This window comes from Deinococcus sedimenti (assembly GCF_014648135.1).
In the GTDB taxonomy this organism is placed as follows: domain Bacteria; phylum Deinococcota; class Deinococci; order Deinococcales; family Deinococcaceae; genus Deinococcus; species Deinococcus sedimenti.
This window is the reverse complement of the sequence record NZ_BMQN01000008.1, coordinates 40,608-59,045: the sequence shown is the minus strand read 5'-3', so window position 1 is coordinate 59,045 and position 18,438 is coordinate 40,608. Positions and strand designations below refer to the sequence as shown.

The following is an 18,438-nucleotide window of genomic DNA, read 5'->3' as shown; positions in this document are numbered from 1 at the left end:
TGTGAGAACGGCTGATGAGCGTCCGTGCGTGCTGGTGATCGTGGGGGGGAGCATGGCGGCGGTGAAGGCCCCGTCGGTGCTGCGCCGGTTGCGGGAGCGTGGCGCGGAGGTACGGGTGATTGCGTCCCGCTCGGCGCTGGCGTTCATCACGGAACTGAGCCTGAGCACGGCGGCGGACGGGCCGGTGGGGACGGACGCGCACTGGTTCGAGGCGCGGCCGGACGCGCTGCACCTGACGCACGCGCGGGTGGACGCAGCAGTGGTGGTGGGCGCGTCGGCGGAGTTGCTGGCCGGGGCGGCGCATGGGCACGCGGGGGATCTGGCGCTGGCGACGCTCCTGAGCGTGCGCGCCCCCGTATTATGGGTGCCCGCGATGAACGAGCTGATGTGGACGCACCCGGCGGTGCAGGCGAACGCGGACGTGCTGCGCGGCTGGGGGCACCGCTTCCTGGGGCCGGAGGTGGGGGCGTTCGGCACGCGCGGTGAGGGGCGCGGCGTGGGCCGCATGAGCGAGCCGGAGGACATCGCGGACGCCACGCTGGCCCTGCTGAACGGGGAGGCCTCCCCTGCTCCGGTGCGGGATCTGGCGGGCGTGCGGGTGGTCGTGTCGGCCGGTCCGACGCGGGAGTACCTGGACCCGGTGCGGTTCATCAGCAACCCGTCGAGCGGGAAGATGGGCTTCGCGGTCGCGGAGGCCGCCCGGGACCGGGGCGCGGACGTGACGCTCGTGACCGGCCCGGTGACGCTGCCGGATCCGGCGGGCGTGCGGGTGGTGCGGATCGAGTCGGCGCTGGAGTTGCGGGACGCGGTGGTGGACGCCGCGCAGGACGCAGGGATCGTGGTGATGACGGCGGCGGTCGCGGACTACCGCGCGGCCACGCAGAGCGGCGAGAAGCAGGCGAAGGTGGCGGGCGACGTGACGGTTCACCTGACGCCGAATCCGGACATCCTGGCGGAGCTGGGCCGCGAGAAGGGGGACCGGGTGCTGGTGGGCTTCGCGATGGAGACGCACGCGGGCGTGGAGCGCGCGGCGGGCAAGGCGCAGCGGAAGAACGCGGATTTCATCCTGCTGAACTACCCGACGCGGGAGGGCACGGCGTTCGGCGGGGACGACAATCAGGTGACCCTGGTCCGCGCGGACGGGTCGCATGAGGACTGGCCGCGCGTGAGCAAGCGCGAGGTGGCCGAGCGCCTGCTGACCGAGGCGGCACGCCTCCTCCCCACAGCCCGCTGAAGCTGTGTCTGCTCCTCCCCCTTGAGGGGGGAGGCCGGGTGGGGGTGAGCACGCAGTGAGGGGCTGGGTGGGGTTCTGCTCGTCGGGACGCCCGTCATTGAATTATGCAGTGCATATGCATATGCTGTGTGGAATGGCGGGTACGCTCAGCAAGGAACAACGTCAGAAACGCATTCAGGACATCATCGCCCGCGAAAGTGTCAGCACCCAGGGAGAACTCGTCGAGCGCCTCCAGGCCGAGGGCATCCGGGTCACTCAGGCGACCGTCAGTCGTGACATCAACGAGCTGCGGCTGGTGCGCCTTCCCGTCGGGAAGGGCCGCCACCGCTACGCCCTGGCGCAGACGGCGGGGCACGTGGGCGCGCAGGAGGAACTGGCGCGGCTCTTCCAGAATTTCGTGCATGACATCGACCGGGGCGAGAACATGCTCGTGATCCGCACGGCGGACGGGCACGCGACCGGCGTGGCGCTGGTGCTGGACCGGGTGCGGCGGGATGACATCATCGGGACGCTGGCGGGCGAGGACACGATCTTCGTGGTGGCGCGGACCACGGCGGACGCGGAGAACATCATGGAAGAGTTCCACGCGCTGATGCTGGGGTAAGTCTTGCGGTGAGTCGTAGACGAGGGTCGACCGAAGGGAGTGGCAATGAGAAACGGTCTTCAGGAGATGGAACCGCGCAGCGTCCAGAGCCCTTCCTGGACGCGCTTTCGGCGCGGTTATCCGGTGTGGTTCTGGATAACCGGGAATCGGATGAATCCGTGATGGGGACGCACGAACAGGCCCTGCTGACCGCCGCCGAGGCGTTCGCGGGGCCGTTCTACGCCGAACCGGGCCGGGCGTACCACACCGGGGCGCATGTGCGGGCGCTGCTGGAGGGGCGGGGGGTGTGGACGCCCGCGCTGGCGCTTGCCGCGTGGGGGCATGACCTGATCTACGATCCGCGCGCGGCGGACAACGAGGTGCGCAGCGCGGATGTGTTCGGGGCGTGGCTGGCCGCGCAGGGAGCGTCCGGGGAGCTTCAGGCGGAGGTGCGGGCGTTGATCCTCGCGACCCGGCACACCGTTCCCGTGACCACGCGGGCGGAGGCGCTGTTCGTAGACGCCGACCTGAGTGTCCTGGGGGCCGATCCGGAGGCGTTCGACGCGTACGACCGGGCCATCCACGTGGAGTACGCCCATGTGCCCGGGGACGCGTACCGTGCCGGGGGGGCGGCGGTCCTGCGGGGCTTCCTGAACCGTGAGCGGTTGTACCTCACGCCGGAGTTCGCGGAGTTGGAGGGGCAGGCGCGGGTCAATCTGGCGCGGGCACTGGATCGGCTGAGCTGATCTCGGGGCTGAGGCCCAGTTCCGCCATCACCTCGCGGGTGTGCTGCCCAGGTGTGGGGGGCGCGCGGCGCACGGGGAGGGCCTCGCCGCCGAAGCGCCAGGGGGGGCTGGTGACGGTCGTCTCGCCCAGGGTGGGGTGCGGGACGGGGACGGCGACGCCGCGCGCCTGCACGTGCGGGTCGTTGAAGACGTCGGACAGGTCGTTCACGGGGCCGCAGGGGACGCCCGCGACCTCCAGGCGGGTCATCAGGTCGGCGCGGGTGTGGCGGGCCAGAGCAGGCAGCAGCAGATGGTCGAGGTCGGCGCGGTGCGTGACGCGGCCCTCGTTCGTCGCGAAGCGGGCGTCCGCGCCCAGGTCAGGGTCGTCCAGCGCCGCGCAGAAGCGTCGCCACAGGGCGTCGTTGCCCACGGCGATGTTCACGAACCCGTCCGCGCAGGGGAAGGTGCCGTACGGGACGATGGACCGGTGGTCGTTCCCGGTGGGCACAGGGACTTCCCCGGTGGCGAGGTAACGGCCCACCTGCGAGGACCCCAGCGCGATCACGCTTTCGAGGAGGTTCACGTCCACCCGCGTGCCGCGTCCGGTGCGTTCACGGGCGTACAGCGCAGCGAGGATCGCCTGGGTGATCAGCGCGCCGCTGTACACGTCCGCGACCGCCACCCCGACCCGCAGGGGCTCGCCGCCCGCCTCGCCGTTGTAGCTCATGAGGCCGCCCATCCCCTGCGCGATGACGTCGTACCCGGCGCGGTCACGGTACGGGCCGCTCAGGCCGAAGCCCGTGATGCTGGCGTAGATCAGGCGGGGGTGCGCGGCGTGCAGGTCCTCCCAGCCCAGTCCCAGGCGCTCCAGCGTGCCGGGCCGGAAGTTCTCGACGAGCACGTCGCTGCCCGCGATCAGGCGGCGGGCGGCCTCCAGCCCCTCCCCAGCCTTGAGGTCCAGGGTGACGCTGCGCTTGTTGCGGTTCACGCTCAGGAAGTAACTGCTCTCGCGCGCCCCGTCCGGCCCGGTCTGGAAGGGGGGCCCCCAGGCGCGGGTGTCGTCCCCGCCGGGCGGTTCGACCTTGATCACGTCCGCGCCGAGGTCGCCGAGGAGCATGGTGCACAGCGGGCCGGTCAGGACGCGGGTGAAGTCCGCGACGCGCACGCCGCTCAGGGGCAGGTCTGGGGTCATGTGCCCGGATGCTAGCGCGGGCGTAGACTCCGGAAGTTCCAAGCTCTCCCCTCTCCCCCTTCTTCTGGAGGTTTCACCTGTGACACGGATTCCGTCTGTTTCGTTCACAACCCGGAACATCGCCGGGTTGCCAACTCCACGCCCGGAACCCGTTCTGCTCCTGCTCGCATCCGCTCGGATGGAACGGTGTGGGCACACCATTCCATCGGAGTCCGTATGACCACGCCACCTTCCCCGGCCCGCACCCACCTGGGTCGTCCGCGCAAGATTATCGACGGTCTGGAGAAACTCGTGGGCCGCGCGCCGTACGTCGCGGACCGGCGGGTGCCGGGGCTGCTGCATGCCCGCGTGGTGCTGTCGCCGTACCCGCACGCACGGATTCGCGGTGTGGACCGCGCAGCGGCGCTGGCCGCGCCGGGCGTGCACTCGGTGCTGCTGGGCGAGGACCTGAACGTGAAGCCCATGCACTCGCGGCCCAGCCTGCTGCTGGCGGGGGACACGGTGGTGTTCGCGGGGCAGCCGGTCGCGCTGATCCTGGCGGACACCGAGGCGCAGGCGGCGGACGCGGCGGCCCTGCTGGACGTGGACTACGAGGCGCTGGACGCCGTAGAGGACGCCGAGGCGGCCCTGGCGGGCGGGACGCTGGTGTGGCCGGAGGGCGTCCCGAAGGCCGACGGCGGCATGGCCGGACTGCACGGCGGCGAGGCGGGCGCGCAGGCGGCGCGCGAGCCGAGCAACGTGGACGAGGACCGCACCTTCGGGCGTGGGGACGTGGACGCGGCGCTGGCCGGGGCGGCGTTCACGGCGGGCGGGACGTTCCGGGTGGCGGGCGTGCATCAGGGGTACCTGGAGCCGCACGCGGTGGTCGCGGAGCCCGGCGCGCGGCCCGGCGAGGTCACGGTGTACACGAGCACGCAGGGGCAGTACGTGGTGCGCGGCGAGGTCGCGGGCGCGCTGGGGCTGCGCGAGCGGGACGTGCACGTGGTGCCGCTGACGGTGGGTGGGGGGTTCGGCGCGAAGTACGGGATCATGGACGCGCTGGTCGCGGCGGCGGCGCTGCACGCGCGGCAGCCGGTGCGGCTGGTCCTGACCCGCAGCGAGGACATGCTGACGACCATGCCCGCCCCGGCCATTCAGGTGACGCTGCGGCTCGGCGCGGACGCGGACGGGACCCTGACGGCCTTGGACGCGGACGTGCTGATCGAGAACGGGGCGTTCAGGTTCGGGCACGGGGGGATCATCGCGACGATGCTGGGCGGCCTGTACCGCTGCGAGAACGTGCGGGTGCGGGCCCGGGAGCTGCTGCTGAACCGCGCGCCGGTCGGGGCGTACCGCGCGCCGGGCGTGCCGCAGGCGCTGTTCGCGCTGGAGTCCGCCGTGGACGACCTGACCCGTCAGCTGGGCGCGGACCCGCTGGAGTGGCGACTGCGGCACGCCGTGCAGGCGGGCGACCCGATGGGCACCGGGCGGTCCTGGCCGGACATCGGGCTGCGCGACTGCCTGGAGGCCGCCCGCGCGCACCCGCTGTGGCAGTCGCGTCACGACCTGCCCAAGCATGAGGGCGTGGGGCTCGCGGTGGGCGGCTGGCCGGGGGCGTTCTCCCCGGCGGGCGCGGTGTGCCGCGTGGACACGGACGGCACGGTGCGGCTGCACGTAGGCAGCGTGGATATCAGCGGCGTGCATTCCAGCATGGTCCTGATCGCTGCCGAGACGCTGGGCGTCCACCCGGACGACGTGGAGATCGTGCAGGGCACGACGGACAGCGGGCCGTACGCACCGAACTCCGGCGGGTCGCAGGTGACGATCAGTCTGTCGGGCGCGGTGCTGGATGCCAGCACGCAGGTACGCGACCAGCTGCTGGACCTCGCGGCGCGGCATTTCGAGGCGCACCGGGACGACCTGGAACTCGCGGGGGGGCAGGTGCTGGTGCGGGGTATTCCGGACCGCGCCATTCCCATCGGGAAGCTGGCGGCGCAGGCGCAGCGCGCGCCGGGCGGGCCGGGCCCGTTGGTCGCCGAGGGGCGCGCGGCGCTGAAGGCAGGCGCGCCAGGATTCATCGCGCAGCTGGTGCACGCGCGGGTGGACCCCGGCACGGGCGCGGTGACGCTGCTGCGGTCGGTGGCGGCGCAGGACGTGGGCTTCGCGCTGAACCCGCTGCTGGTCGAGGGTCAGATTCACGGCGGCAGCGCGCAGGCGCTGGGCCTGGGGCTGCTGGAGGGTCTGGACTACGCGGGCGGCACGCTGGCGAATCCGAACTTCCTGGAGTACGCCTTCCCCACGAGTACGGACGTGCCGCCGCTGGAGGCGCTGCTGGTGCAGCGGCCCAGTGAGCATGGGCCGTTCGGCGCGCGGGTGGTGGGGGAGCCGCCGGTCACGGCGGGCGCGGCGGCGCTGGCGAACGCGGTGCGGGAGGCGGCGGGCGTGCGCGTGACCGAGCTGCCGGTGACGGCGGAGGCAGTGTGGCGGTTGCGGCAGGCGCAGGGTGGGGCCTGACCGGGGGACACTCCACCAAACGTGCCCTGACGGGTAAACCGGTTTAAGTTCTAAAGTTATGGTGTGGCTCATGTCCACGCCTGCCCCCTCCCCCACCGCGCCCGGTCAGGCCCCACCCGACCGGGTCACGCAGGCCACCCTGCTACTCCTGTCGGCCCTGACGGTCATGTCCGGCGCGACCATCGCCCCGGCGCTGCCCGCCATGCAGGCACACTTCGCGGACACCCCGAACGCCGCCCTGCTCGTGAAACTGGCCCTGACCATCCTGGGCATCGTCATCGCCGTCACTGCCCCGCTGTTCGGTGTGCTGGCCGACCGCTACGGCCGCCGCCCGGTGCTGCTCGCGGCGCTGGCGCTGTACGTGATCGGCGGCGGCAGCGGCCTGATCGCGCAGAGCCTCGGGCAGGTCCTGCTGGGGCGCATCGTCCTGGGCCTCGCCGTGGCGGGCACCATGACGGCCGCCGGGGCACTCGTGAACGACCTGTTCAGCGGCGCCGAGCGCGGCCGCTTCCTGAGTCAACAGGCGGCGTTCACCAGTTTCGGCGGCGCGGTCCTCCTTCCGCTGGGCGGCGTGCTGGCCGCCGTGGGCTGGCGCGCCCCGTTCTTCCTGTACCTCGCGGCGGCGCTGCTGCTCCCGCTGCTCCTGCGTCTCCCGCGCGGCATTCCCGGCGTCGCGCCGGACCTCACCGGCCCGGTGCAGGCTCCTCGCTGGGGCGCGGTCACGCTGGTGTACGCGCTGGCGCTGGGGTACATGGTCGTGTTCTACCTGATGCCCGCCCAGGGTCCCTTCCTGCTGCGCGCCCTGGACGCCAGCCCCGGTCTGACCGGCCTGATGCTGGGCAGCTCCACCCTGATGGCCGCCGTGACCTCACTGGTGTTCTCCCGCTTCGCCGGGCGGTTCGATCCGCGCCGCCTGGCGGGGCTGGGCATGGTCGTCGTGGCGCTGGGCTGGCTGCTGGTGTTCCGCGCGCCGGGCCTGGCGGTCGTGGAGGCGGGCCTGCTCGTGGCGGGCCTGGGCGGCGGGCTGATCTTCCCCAACCTGTACGCGTGGCTGGCGGACCTGACGCCGCCCGCGTGGCGGGGCCGTGTGACGGCGGGCATGAGCAGCGCCGTGTTCCTCGGGCAGTTCCTCAGCCCGCTGCTGCTGGCCGCGCCTGCCGGGCACGAGGCGCAGGGCTTCGCGGCGGGCGCGGCGCTGGCCGCCGGGATGGGCGCGCTGCTGCTGGTCCTGAGCGTGTGGGGCCGCCGCACCCCGGTCGCCCCGATACCCCAGCAGGGCTGACCGCAACCACAGGCAAGGCCATCAAAAAACCGCCCTCCGGCTGGGGGGCGGTTGCTGTGTCGGGGCTTCAGTCGGCGGCGCTGCCGTGGCTCTGCGCGTTCTGCGCTTCGCGGGCGGCCTTGGCTTTCGCCTCGATCTTCGCCTTGATCTTCTTCTGGGTGAATCCGGCCTCGCGTTCGCGCTGGTCGAGCACGCTGCGGATGAAGCGGATGTCGTCCTGAATGCCGGGAATCACGACCTGCTCGAGCGCGTTGACGCGGCGGCTGGTCTTCTTGATTTCCTCGCCGATGCGGCGCAGTTTCGTCTCGGTCGCGGCGACCTTGACGATCGCCTCGAGGACGCCGCCGAAGTCGGTGGCGGCCTGGATGGTGCGCGCGCCGACGTTGATCGGACTGAAGTTCGCCTGCGCGGCGCGTTCGGGCACGCTGATGCGCGGGACCTTCACGCCGTACAGGTTGTCGATCTGCATGTCGATCTGGTAGTCGCCGCTGCCGGCCAGCGAGAGGCTCTCGACGGCTTCGGGGCTGTCCCAGGCTTTCGCGCTGAAGAGGCTGGTGTACGCGCCCTTGCTGACGCCGCTGAGCTGCTCGCGCGCAGCGAGCGCGTCCTTGACGAGCGCGAAGAATTCGCCGATGAGGGCGTCACGCTTGCGCTTGAGGAGGTCCGCGCCGCCGGAGGCGGTCTTCAGGCTGGCCTTGCTGGCCAGCAGGGCGCTGCGGGTGGGGCTGATCTGTTCTGCCATGTGTGTTCACCTCCTGACGTTCTGGCGTTCATGGTCGGGGGTTGAAGGGCGCGCCGACTAGCGGCGGGGTCACCCTTCAGCCCCTCAGGGGGTTACTTGGTGGAGCGGCTGCCCTTCCACATCTCGTCCATCTTCGTGCCGTAGTACTTGTCGATGGAGTCCTTGCCGATGCGGGTCAGCTGGCTCTGGGGGAGTTTGCTCAGGATGCCCCACGCGACGGTCAGGCTGTCCTCGATGCTGCGGTCCTGGTCGCCCTGGCCGATGAAGTACGTCTCGAAGTCGTTGGCGAACTTCAGGTACAGCTTGTCGGTTTCGGTCAGCGCGTCTTCACCGGTGATGGCCACCAGTTTGCGCAGGTCCAGGCCGTTGGCGTACGCGGCGAACAGCTGGTCGCTGATGTTCTTGTGGTCGGCGCGGGTCTTGCCCTTGCCGATGCCGTTGCCCTGCAGGCGGGACAGCGAAGGCAGGGGGTTGATCGGGGGGAACACGCCCTTGGAGTTCAGGGTGCGGTCGACCACGATCTGACCTTCGGTGATGTAGCCGGTCAGGTCGGGGATGGGGTGGGTGATGTCGTCGTCGGGCATCGACAGGATCGGCACCTGGGTGACCGAGCCGGGCTTGCCGTCCACGACGCCCGCACGCTCGTACAGCGAGGCGAGGTCGGTGTACATGTAGCCGGGGAAGCCGCGGCGACCGGGGATCTCCTCGCGCGCGCCGCCGATTTCACGGAGGGCCTCGCAGTAGTTCGTCAGGTCGGTCAGGATCACCAGCACGTGGTAGCCGTGCTCGAAGGCCAGGTACTCGGCGGTGGTCAGGGCCATGCGGGGGGTCAGCAGACGCTCGACCGCGGGGTCGTCGGCCTTGTTCAGGAACAGCACGCTGCGGGCCAGAGCGCCGGTGCGTTCGAATTCCTGCGTGAAGAAGCTGACTTCGCGCTGGGTCAGGCCCATCGCGGCGAACACCACGGCGAAGTCACCCTCGTGGCCGGGCACCTTGGCCTGGCGGGCGATCTGCGCAGCGAGTTCGTTGTGCGGGAGGCCCGAGCCGCTGAAGATCGGCAGCTTCTGGCCGCGGATCAGGCTGGTCTGCACATCGATGGTGCTGATGCCGGTCTGGATGAACTCCTCGGGCTTGGCGCGCGCGGCGGGGTTCATGGGCTGGCCGTTGATGCTCAGGCGCTTCTCGGCGACCACGGCGGGCAGCCCGTCGATGGGGCGGCCCAAGCCGTCGAAGCGGCGGCCGATCATTTCCTTGCTGACGCCCAGGCGGGCCACGTCTTCGACGAGGCTGACGCTGGCGGTCGCGAGGTCCAGACCGCGGGTCTCTTCGAACACCTGAATGACGGCGTTCTGGTCGGTCACGGAGATGACCTGACCGCCGCGGAGCTTACCGCTCGCGTCCTTGATGTTCACGATGGCGCCGTACGCGAGGTCGCTGGCGGCATTCACGAACAGCAGAGGGCCGGAGATGTACGCGACGTCGTTGTATTCCTTCTGGAGGAGGGTCACGCTTTCACCGCCTTGAAGCTGCTGTCGAGCTCGCCGAGGACGCTGTCGGTGTACGCGGCGAAGTCACCTTCGGGCGTGTAGCGGGCGCGGGCGAGTCGCTCGATGATGGGGCTCTGGATGATGTCGTCGATGGTGCTGCCGTTCTTGAGGGCCACGTCGGCCTGGTCGTAGAACTTCAGGAACATGCGCATCAGACCGTAGTTCTTGGGCATGCTGGCGCTGGCGTCGACGGGGTCGAAGCCGTTCTGCTGCAGGAAGTCCTGGCGGAGCATGCGGCCGGTCTCGATGATCAGGCGCTCGTTGTCCTGCAGGGCGTCGGGGCCGACGAGCTGCACGACTTCCTGCAGCGCGGCCTCTTCCTGGAGGATCGTGCCGATGCGCTGGCGCAGTTCCGGGAAGTCCTCGCCGACGTTGGCGCGGTACCAGGAGTCCAGGATCGGGGTGAACAGGCTGTAGGAGCCGTTCCAGTTGATCGCGGGGAAGTGGCGGCGGCGGGCGAGGCCGGCGTCCAGACGCCAGAAGGCGCCGGTGATGCGCAGGGTGGCCTGCGTGACGGGCTCGGACATGTCGCCGCCCGCGGGGCTGACGGCGCCGATCACGGACACCGCGCCGTCTTCACCGGCGAGGGTCTTGACGGCCCCGGCGCGCTCGTAGAACGCGGCCAGCTTGGCGCCCAGGTAGGGCGGGTAGCCTTCTTCGGCGGGCATCTCTTCCAGGCGGGAAGAGATTTCACGAAGGGCCTCGGCCCAGCGGCTGGTGCTGTCGGCCATCAGGGAGACGCTGTAGCCCTGGTCGCGGAAGTACTCGGCCAGCGTGATGCCGGTGTAGACGCTCGCTTCGCGGGCGGCCACGGGCATGTTGGACGTGTTGGCGATCAGGATGGTGCGGTGCATCAGGGGCCCGCCGGTCTTGGGGTCTTCCAGTTCGGGGAATTCCACGAGCACGTCGGTCATCTCGTTGCCGCGTTCACCGCAGCCGACGTACACGACGATGTCGGCGTTGCCGTACTTCGCCACGGACTGCTGGGTCACGGTCTTGCCGGAACCGAAGGGGCCGGGGATGGCGGCGGCGCCACCCATGACCAGGGGGAACAGGACGTCCAGGATGCGCATGCCCGTGAGGAACGGCAGGCTGGGGTCGAGTTTCTTGGTGACGGGGCGCGGGGCGCGCACGGGCCAGTAGTGGGCCATGCGCAGCTCGGTGCCGTCTTCCAGTTTGGCGATGGTCTGGTCGATGTTGTACTGACCGGCCGGGGCGATCCACGCGATCTTGCCACCCTTGTCGGGGGGCGTCAGGACCTTGTGCGTGAAGCTGAACTCGGGCACGGTCCCCAGGATGGCGCTGCCGCCGATGGTGTCGCCGACCTGCACGCTGGGCGTGAAGTCCCACAGCTGGGTGCGGTCCAGGGAGGAGACCTCGATGCCGCGCGCGATGAAGTCGCCGCTGGCCTCGCGGATCTTGCCCAGGGGGCGCTGGATGCCGTCGTAGATGCCGTTGAGCATGCCGGGCCCCAGTTCGACGCTCAGGGGGAGGTTGGTGGTCACGACGGGTTCACCGACGGTCAGGCCGCTGGTGTCCTCGTATACCTGGACGAAGGCGGTGTTGCCGTCCAGTCGGATGATCTCGCCCACGAGGCGTTCATCGCCCACGCGGACGATGTCGTACATTTTCGCGCCGTACATCCCGTCCGCGATGACGGCGGGTCCGGCGATGCTCTTCACGACGCCGCTCTTGTTCTGCGTCATTACGTTCTCCTTCGGAGAGGTTGATGGTGGAAAGTGGATGGTTGACGGGTCAAGCGTTCAGTCCCTGAAAGTCCTGTGTACCATCATCCAGCTGCTCCCGACCATCAACTCCTTACAGTTTGATATCGAAGCCGATGGTGTCGCGCACCAGTTTGCCCATGTAGGCCTTCGCGTCGACGGTGTCCGGGTTGAACGCGTCGCGCAGGCTGGGGATGGGCAGCAGGATCGGCAGGTCCCGGCCGCGCATGACGCGGGCGGTGGCGGTGGCCGGGTCCGGGATCAGGCCGGTGTCGACGGCGACGAGGCCGTACTGACCTTCGGTGATCAGGCGTTCCAGGGTGGCGAGGGCCGTGTCGGGGGTGGCCTCGATCACGGCGGCTCCGGCGAGGCGGTAGCCGGTGGCGGTCTCGGCGTCACTCAGCACCGCGACGCGTTGCGTGTTGGGCTGGGTCATGCCTGCACCTCGCGGCGGATCTGGTCGGTGGGCAGGTCGTAGAACTTGCCACGCCCGATCAGGCGGAGTTTGGCGATCTCGATTTCCTTGCGGCGCAGGAAGTCCAGGATCACGCCGACACCTTCCGGGTCACCGGCCGCGACGTTGCGGGTGGCGGTGTCCAGGGCGGTGCGGGCGGCGACCTCGGCGTCTTCGAGGCCGGGGGCGTCGAGGATCGCGCTGACGTCACTCAGGCCGCCGGCGTCGCCGCCGCTCAGGCGGGCGTATCCGGCCGCGTCGAGCTTGCCGCCGGCGACGAACAGACTGGAGTCCAGGGGCTGTCCGGCGCCTGCGCGGGCGATCAGGGCGTTGGTGATGTCGATCTCGCGGCTGAGGTAGCGGCGCAGGCTGGTGTTGCGGGCCACGCTCAGCGCGTGACGGTAGTAGCCCTGGTCGAGCGCGACTTCCAGGTCCAGCATGCGGTTGCTGCTGGCGTAGGCCTGGACGGCGGCGCGCATCGCGGCGGCCAGCGGGTGGCCGCTCAGGGCGATGGCGGCCGCCGCGCCGGACAGGTCGGTGCTCTGTGCGGCGGCCTGCAGCGCGGCGGGTTTCAGGGTGCCGCCGGGGATCAGGTTCGCCAGGATCGCGTCGGTGCCGCGGCCGGTGATAATGCCACGGGCGACGGTCTTGAGGTTCACGAGGTCCCATTTCATGAGCAGGGCCTGGATTTCGCGTTTGGCGTCGCCGTCGGCGAAGCTCAGGACCTTGCGGGCGGTGTCGAACAGGTTGCGGCTCAAGGCCTGGTCCAGTTCGGCGAGGCCCGCCTGCTCGGTGGTGGTGTCGCGCAGGTTCGCGGCGAGGTCCGTTTCGGTCAGGACCCGCAGGAACTCCTGGTAGCTGCCCGCGGCGAGCGCCGAGTCAAGCGAGCGTCCGTCGAGCAGTTTGGTCCGCATGATGCGGACGCGCGTGTTGATGTAAGCGTAGTCGTCGGGCATGTCGGTCCTTACTCGGCCAGCAGTCGGCTGATCTGCGGGGCGAGGTCGCCGCGCACGCGGTTCAGTCGACCCACGAGCGTGTTCTGAATGCTGGCCTTGCCGCCCTTGCCGACCAGGCGCACGCCGGTCTTGATCTGCTCGTTGGCGCGCACGTCGAGGTGGCGGCCCAGCTGGGCCAGGGCCTGACGGACGGCGTCGTGCTCGGCGGGGGCCGCCTCGACCGCTTCGGCGTCGGGCAGCACCTGCAGGGCTTCCTGCAGGAGCTTGGCGACGATCATGGGGTACTCGGCGGTGGTGGTCACGGCGTGCAGGTACTGCTCGGAGACCGTGAACGCCTGCGACTGGAGGCTGTCGGCGGCGGCGAGACGCTGGGCGCTGCTGTCGAGGTCAGCGGCGCTGCGGGCGCGGACCAGTTCGGCCTGACGCGCGCCTTCCAGCTGGCGGGTGCGGGAGTCGATCAGGGCCTGGGCCTGTTCGTGGGCCTGGGCGACGATCTGCTCGGCGCGGCCCTGGGCTTCGGCGCGGATGCGCTCGATGTCCTGTTGGGCTTCGTTCTCGAGGAGCTTGTCGAGCGCCATATCAGTTCAGGATGAACAGCGCGAGGAAGCCGAAGATCACGAGGGTTTCGGGCAGCAGGAAGTACAGCAGCAGGCTGCCGGCCTTGCTGGGGTCCTCGGCGACGGCGCCGACCAGGCTGGAGCCGATGCGGGCCTGGGCGATGCCGGTGCCGATGGCGCCGAGGCCCAGGGCCAGGCCGGCGCCGACGGCGCGCAGACCCTGGTACAGACCGTCGTTGTTGGCGGCGCCGGCTTCAGCGGCGAGGCCGGTGCTGACGAGGGCGAAGGCGAGGGAGGCGAGGACGATCTTGTTGTACTTGGTCATGGTGAACACTCCTGGGTTATTTAACCTGCCCCTGGGCGGGGCTGAGGCGGCGAAGGGGGTTGTAGCGGGGGCTGGAGTCGGCGTTGAATCCGGTGGGGTTGAGGAACTCCACCATGTGAAGACGCAGCGGCTGCAGCACGTGGCCGATCAGGGTCAGTGCCAGCACCAGGAAGTGCAGGACCACGCCCAGCAGGATGCCGATGATGATGCCGAGGAACCCGATGTTCTCGTACAGACTCCAGCCGAGGTCGGTGCAGAGCTTGGCGAGAATCGCGGAGACGAGGCCCACGGCGAAGATACGGGCGTAGCTGACGACCGCGCCGCCCTGAGAGAGCAGTTCGATGGGCAGCAGCGGATAGTGCTTGATGACGCGCAGCCAGCCGACCACGAACGCGGCGAATCCGACGTACATGAGCAGCACGCGGGGGTCGCTGAAGTTCGTGAAGGCGCTGAAGTCCTTGCCCGCCTTGGTGGCGAAGGCCATCAGGATCAGGGCCCCGACGCCGCCGAACAGCGCGATGCCTTCCCAGGTGTGGACGGGGTCCTTGTGCTTGACGCCCTGCTGCACGCGGATGGCCCAGCCCCACAGAACCTGCAGGATGCCGAAGCACAGCGCGAAGACCAGCGCGACGTTGCTGAAGTACCCGGTTTCCAGGCGCGGGAAGACGATCGGGATCAGGCCGTAGTGCTTGACGCCTTCCTCGATCGGGTAGCGGACGCCGGTCCAGCTCCAGAGGCTGTTCAGCAGCTCCGGGTTGATGTAGAAGACGTGCAGGTGCTCCAGGAAGGTCCCGAAGAACTCGCCGGTCAGGACGCCCCACAGGATGGTCCAGGCGGCCATGACGTTCGTCACGAAGCCCAGGTCGCGCAGGGTCGCGGGGGGCACGTACGCGCCGAAGAAGCTGAGATCCCAGCCCTCGTTGCGTTTGGCCTTGCCGAGCAGCCACATGCCGAACCACAGGAACAGCAGGCCGTAGCCGATGTCGGCCATGATGATCCCGAAGAACAGCGGGAAGAACAGCGCCACGACCCAGGTGGGGTCGAAGGTGCCGTACTTGGGCGGCGTCATGAGGCCCATCACGGTCTGGAAGGGCTTGACGTACCCGTTGTTCTTCAGTTCGACCGGCACGAGGTGGTCGTGGTGGTCGTCGGCAGCGTGAAGTTCGTAGTTCACGGCGCTGCCGAAGCGGTCCAGGGCGCTCTTGAGGGCCGCGATCCGGTCCTCGGGCACGTAGCCCTGCAGCGCGAGGCTGTACTTGCCGCGTGCCGACACCGCCCGGACGTCATGGACGGCCACGCGGTCTTTCAGGGCGTCGCGGATGGCGTACAGCGCGGGAGCGTGCGCCTGGGCCAGGCGGTCGCGTTCGCTGTTCAGCTGCCCGAGTCCGGCGCTGCCGGCGCGGGCTACGCGGTCCATCTCGGCAGCGGCTTCACTCAGCGGCATGCCGTCGAAGCGGCCCGGCAGGCGCAGTTCGCCCAGACGGACCTTGCCCAGCGCGGCGCGCGCGACGTCGCGTTCGCTGCGGCGGGTAGCGATCAGTCCGACGCGGTTCTGCCCAACGGTCTCGGTGGCCAGGACGTAGCGGTCGGCCAGTTCGGCCTTCAGCGCGGCGTCCAGTTCGCCGAGGTTGTCGGCGGGCTGCAGCACGAAGGGCAGCAGGGCCACGCGCTGGCTGCGGTCCAGGGTGCCGGCCATGCGGCCCAGGGCGCGCACGGCGTCGCCGTAGGCGCTCTCGGCGTCCAGGTCGGCCTGGAGGTCCTGACGTTGACGGGCCAGGGCGGCGGTGGGCTGCGCGGCCTGTTCGATCAGGTCGGCCCAGCTGTCCGCAGCGGGAAGGGAGACGGGCGCGGGTCGGTAACTGCCGAGTTCCGCGAGGGTGCTTTCCGCGCGGGCGAGCAGACGCTCGTCCTCGCGGCGGCTCTGGGCGTCGGCGCCGGCGAGGCTGCCGGTGCTCAGCGGGCCGCCCGTGATGGGCTTGAGGTGCAGCACCCCCGCGTCCTGCAGCGCCGTAATGACCGCTTCACTGTCGCGTTTGCGCGTGGCGATCACGACCTGCTGCATGGGGTTGATCACGGGAGCACCGCCCTCATGATGGTGTCCACGGCCTCATCCAGTTTCGCCTGGGCGCGGGCGCGGATCGTCTGGGCCTGCGTCTGGGCCGAGACGCTGGCATCCTCGCGGACCTGCTGCACGTCGCGTGACAGCTGCTGGTCCTGCTGGGCCTGCATGGCTTTCACGCGGTTCTGCGCGTCGCGGAGGATGCTCGCGGCCTGCGCCTGGGCAGCGTCGATCGTTTCCTGCGCCTGCGCGCGGGCCGTTTCGATCTGCGCGTCCAGCGCCGCCTCGCGGCTGGCCAGTTCACTTAAGACTCGACTTGAGACGTCCAAAACTCACTCCTCCTTTCCCTTCGTGACTCAAGCACCCCGGTCAAGCGCCCCATGAACGTCATGGGGTGTGGCGGGGGTGCGGTGAGTTTTTCGGTGGCCCGACCCTGGTAATGGTGATGTCAGACTCGCCGAGCATCCTAACACACCGCCTTTATCGTTCAGGCAGGGCAAGCGTCCCTTCGCTTGACAACGCAAACCCCCCAGCGTAGGGACCGGGAGGCAAGTGCGCGGGATTTCACAGCGGTGTTCAGCTCGGGGGCCGTGGGGCTCATCCTCATGGCCCCCGAGGTCTGCGGTCAGTCGTTCCCGACGAACACCGGGGCGGCCAGCGGGCTCTGCGCTTCCTGGTACCCCTCTTCCTGGTGTTCGCTGAGGTCCACCCCGCGCACCTCCTGCTGCTGGGTCAGGCGCAGCGGGGTGATGAGCGCCGTGAGTTTCAGCAGGACGAAGGTGCCGGCGCCCGCCAGGGCCGCGGCGGCCAGCACGCCGATCAGCTGCTTGCCGACCTGCGCGGGGTTCCCGGCGAGCAGGCCCGTCCCGGCGGGGTTGATGGCCGGGCTGGCGAGCACGCCGGTCAGGAGCGTGCCCACGATCCCGGCGGTGCCGTGGCAGGCGAAGACGTCCAGCGCGTCGTCGGGCAGCAGGCGGTGCTTGTTGGCGACCAGGAACCACGAGACGGTGCTGGCGACCGCGCCGATCAGCAGCGCGCCGCCGGGCGTGACGAAGCCGCAGGCGGGCGTGATGGCGACCAGCCCGACGACCGCGCCGGTCGCGGCGCCGATGGCGGTGGGTTTCCCGCCGCGCAGCTGGTCCCACAGCAGCCACACGAGCAGCGCGGCGGCGGCGGCGGTGTTGGTGTTCAGCAGGGCGTACGCGGCGGTCTGCCCGGCGGCCAGGGCGCTGCCCGCGTTGAAGCCCAGCCAGCCGAACCACAGCAGGCCGGTGCCCAGCAGCACCAGCGGGACGTTGTGCGGCACACTGACCATGCGCGGGAAGCCCAGGCGCGGCCCGAGGACCAGCGCGGCGACGAGACCGCTGACGCCGGACGCGACCTCGACGACGGTGCCGCCCGCGAAGTCCAGCAGGCCCAGCTTGAACAGCCAGCCGTCACTGCTCCAGACCCAGTGGGCCAGCGGGGCGTAGATCAGCAGCACCCACAGCGTTCCGAACAGCACGAACGCCGGGAAGCGCATGCGCTCGACGACGCTGCCGCTGACGACCGCCAGGGTGATGACCGCGAAGAGGATCTGGAAGACCGCGAACAGCGGGGTGGGGATGGTGCCGGTCAGTTCACCGGCCATGTTCCCCAGGCCCGCGTGGCTCAGGCCGCCGATTAGGGCGTTCCCGCCGGGGCCGAAGGCCAGGGTGTAGCCGACGGCGACCCAGGCAACGCTGGCGATGCCCAGCGCGGCGAAGCTCATCATCATGGTGTTCAGGACGCTGCCCGCGCGGACCAGGCCGCCGTAGAAGATGGCGAGGCCGGGGGTCATCAGCAGGACTAGGGCCGAGCACAGCAGGATGAAGGCCGTGTCGGCGCCGCTGAAGGTGGGGGTCTGCGCGGCGGCGTTGCCGCCCAGCAGAGTCAGGAGGGGCCACGTGCGGCGCATCAGGGCTGGTCCGGGCTGAGTTTGGTCTCGGTGACGGGCGTCAGGGCGGCCGTGTCCTCCTCGCCGGTCCGGATGCGGATCACGCGTTCCATGGCCTGCACGAAGATCTTGCCGTCGCCGACCTCGCCGGTCCGCGCGCCCTTGCAGATGGCGTCGATGGCGGCCTGCACGAAGGGTTCGCTGACGACCATGCGGAACTCGACCTTGTCGTGGAATTCCACCATGACGCGGGTGCCGCGGTAGTGCTCCACGACGGACTGTTCGCCGCCGTGCCCGCTGACGCGCGAGAGGGTGATGCCGCTGATGCCCGCCTGAAAGAGGGCTTCCTTGACCTGCTGGACCCGTTCGGGCCGGACGACGGCCGTGACCAGTTTCATGCCCCGAGGGTACCGGGCCGTCAAGGCCAAAGTGCAGATTTGTCCAACATGAAGATCTACCCGTGCAGGAATCACGGGGTTGGTGCGCAGATTGTCATCTATCCAGACGTCATCTGGCCTTTCTGGGGTAGACAAAGTGCTGGCCCCCGGGGATGCGGTCGGGGGCCAGCGGACGTGGAGGGTCTTGTTTGGACTCAGGCCGGGTCAGGCCCCGTGGAGGTCAGAGGAAGGAGCAGAAGAGGTGACGCAGGG

17 protein-coding genes are annotated in these 18,438 nt (G+C 70.0%); 5 read left to right on the top strand and 12 right to left on the bottom strand.

Going from position 1 to position 18,438, the window contains the following annotated elements:
- Position 1: 1 nt before the first annotated feature.
- From coaBC to IEY69_RS14570, 3 genes are all read left to right on the top strand, one after another.
- Positions 2-1,234 carry a bifunctional phosphopantothenoylcysteine decarboxylase/phosphopantothenate--cysteine ligase CoaBC gene (coaBC, locus tag IEY69_RS14580; RefSeq protein WP_268243871.1) on the top strand — a complete coding sequence of 411 codons (1,233 nt, stop codon included), beginning with the start codon at positions 2-4 and terminating at the stop codon, positions 1,232-1,234.
- Between the two features lie 133 nt (positions 1,235-1,367).
- A complete protein-coding gene (argR, locus tag IEY69_RS14575) occupies positions 1,368-1,838 on the top strand; it encodes an arginine repressor (protein WP_189073873.1) in 471 nt (156 codons plus the stop codon).
- Positions 1,839-1,999: 161 nt separating this feature from the next.
- The gene (locus IEY69_RS14570) at positions 2,000-2,563 is read left to right on the top strand and encodes an HD domain-containing protein (RefSeq protein ID WP_189073936.1); all 564 of its coding nucleotides are present in this window, start codon (positions 2,000-2,002) and stop codon (positions 2,561-2,563) included.
- Here IEY69_RS14570 and IEY69_RS14565 read toward each other — a convergent pair.
- Entirely contained in the window at positions 2,529-3,734 is a 1,206-nt protein-coding gene (locus tag IEY69_RS14565) for a CaiB/BaiF CoA transferase family protein (protein WP_189073872.1), read from the bottom strand. The two genes, IEY69_RS14570 and IEY69_RS14565, sit on opposite strands and share 35 nt — an antisense overlap.
- 216 nt (positions 3,735-3,950) lie before the next feature.
- Between IEY69_RS14565 and IEY69_RS14560 the strand changes: the two genes are divergently transcribed.
- A complete protein-coding gene (locus IEY69_RS14560) occupies positions 3,951-6,227 on the top strand; it encodes a xanthine dehydrogenase family protein molybdopterin-binding subunit (protein ID WP_189073871.1) in 2,277 nt (758 codons plus the stop codon).
- Between the two features lie 70 nt (positions 6,228-6,297).
- A complete protein-coding gene (locus tag IEY69_RS14555) occupies positions 6,298-7,509 on the top strand; it encodes an MFS transporter (protein WP_189073870.1) in 1,212 nt (403 codons plus the stop codon).
- 67 nt (positions 7,510-7,576) lie between these two features.
- Here IEY69_RS14555 and IEY69_RS14550 read toward each other — a convergent pair whose 3' ends face one another.
- The 11 genes from IEY69_RS14550 to IEY69_RS14500 form a co-directional block, all read right to left on the bottom strand.
- A complete protein-coding gene (locus IEY69_RS14550; RefSeq protein ID WP_160980777.1) occupies positions 7,577-8,251 on the bottom strand; it encodes a V-type ATP synthase subunit D in 675 nt (224 codons plus the stop codon).
- Positions 8,252-8,343: 92 nt separating this feature from the next.
- The gene (locus IEY69_RS14545) at positions 8,344-9,759 is read right to left on the bottom strand and encodes a V-type ATP synthase subunit B (RefSeq protein ID WP_189073869.1); all 1,416 of its coding nucleotides are present in this window, start codon (positions 9,757-9,759) and stop codon (positions 8,344-8,346) included.
- A complete protein-coding gene (locus IEY69_RS14540; RefSeq protein WP_189073868.1) occupies positions 9,756-11,504 on the bottom strand; it encodes a V-type ATP synthase subunit A in 1,749 nt (582 codons plus the stop codon). Before IEY69_RS14540 ends, IEY69_RS14545 begins: the two co-directional genes overlap by 4 nt.
- Before the next feature lie 112 nt (positions 11,505-11,616).
- Positions 11,617-11,958, bottom strand: a complete 342-nt coding sequence (locus tag IEY69_RS14535) for a V-type ATP synthase subunit F (RefSeq protein ID WP_058974473.1) — start codon at positions 11,956-11,958, stop codon at positions 11,617-11,619.
- Positions 11,955-12,932, bottom strand: coding sequence for a V0D/AC39 family V-type ATPase subunit (locus IEY69_RS14530; RefSeq protein WP_189073867.1), 978 nt, complete (start codon positions 12,930-12,932; stop codon positions 11,955-11,957). The genes IEY69_RS14535 and IEY69_RS14530 overlap by 4 nt, the downstream gene beginning before the upstream one ends.
- Positions 12,933-12,940: 8 nt before the next feature.
- Positions 12,941-13,510 (bottom strand): V-type ATP synthase subunit E, encoded by a 570-nt coding sequence (locus tag IEY69_RS14525; RefSeq protein ID WP_189073866.1) that lies wholly within the window; start codon positions 13,508-13,510, stop codon positions 12,941-12,943.
- Between the two features lies 1 nt (position 13,511).
- Positions 13,512-13,814 carry an ATP synthase subunit C-like protein gene (locus IEY69_RS14520; protein WP_046845058.1) on the bottom strand — a complete coding sequence of 101 codons (303 nt, stop codon included), beginning with the start codon at positions 13,812-13,814 and terminating at the stop codon, positions 13,512-13,514.
- 16 nt (positions 13,815-13,830) lie between these two features.
- Positions 13,831-15,888 (bottom strand): V-type ATP synthase subunit I, encoded by a 2,058-nt coding sequence (locus IEY69_RS14515; RefSeq protein ID WP_189073865.1) that lies wholly within the window; start codon positions 15,886-15,888, stop codon positions 13,831-13,833.
- Positions 15,885-16,202 (bottom strand): V-type ATPase subunit subunit G family protein, encoded by a 318-nt coding sequence (locus IEY69_RS14510; protein ID WP_189073864.1) that lies wholly within the window; start codon positions 16,200-16,202, stop codon positions 15,885-15,887. The genes IEY69_RS14515 and IEY69_RS14510 overlap by 4 nt, the downstream gene beginning before the upstream one ends.
- Positions 16,203-16,498: 296 nt before the next feature.
- Complete coding sequence (locus IEY69_RS14505; protein ID WP_189073863.1) at positions 16,499-17,809, bottom strand: ammonium transporter; 1,311 nt, start codon at positions 17,807-17,809, stop codon at positions 16,499-16,501.
- The gene (locus IEY69_RS14500; RefSeq protein WP_189073862.1) at positions 17,809-18,186 is read right to left on the bottom strand and encodes a P-II family nitrogen regulator; all 378 of its coding nucleotides are present in this window, start codon (positions 18,184-18,186) and stop codon (positions 17,809-17,811) included. Before IEY69_RS14500 ends, IEY69_RS14505 begins: the two co-directional genes overlap by 1 nt.
- Between the last annotated feature and the right edge of the window lie 252 nt (positions 18,187-18,438).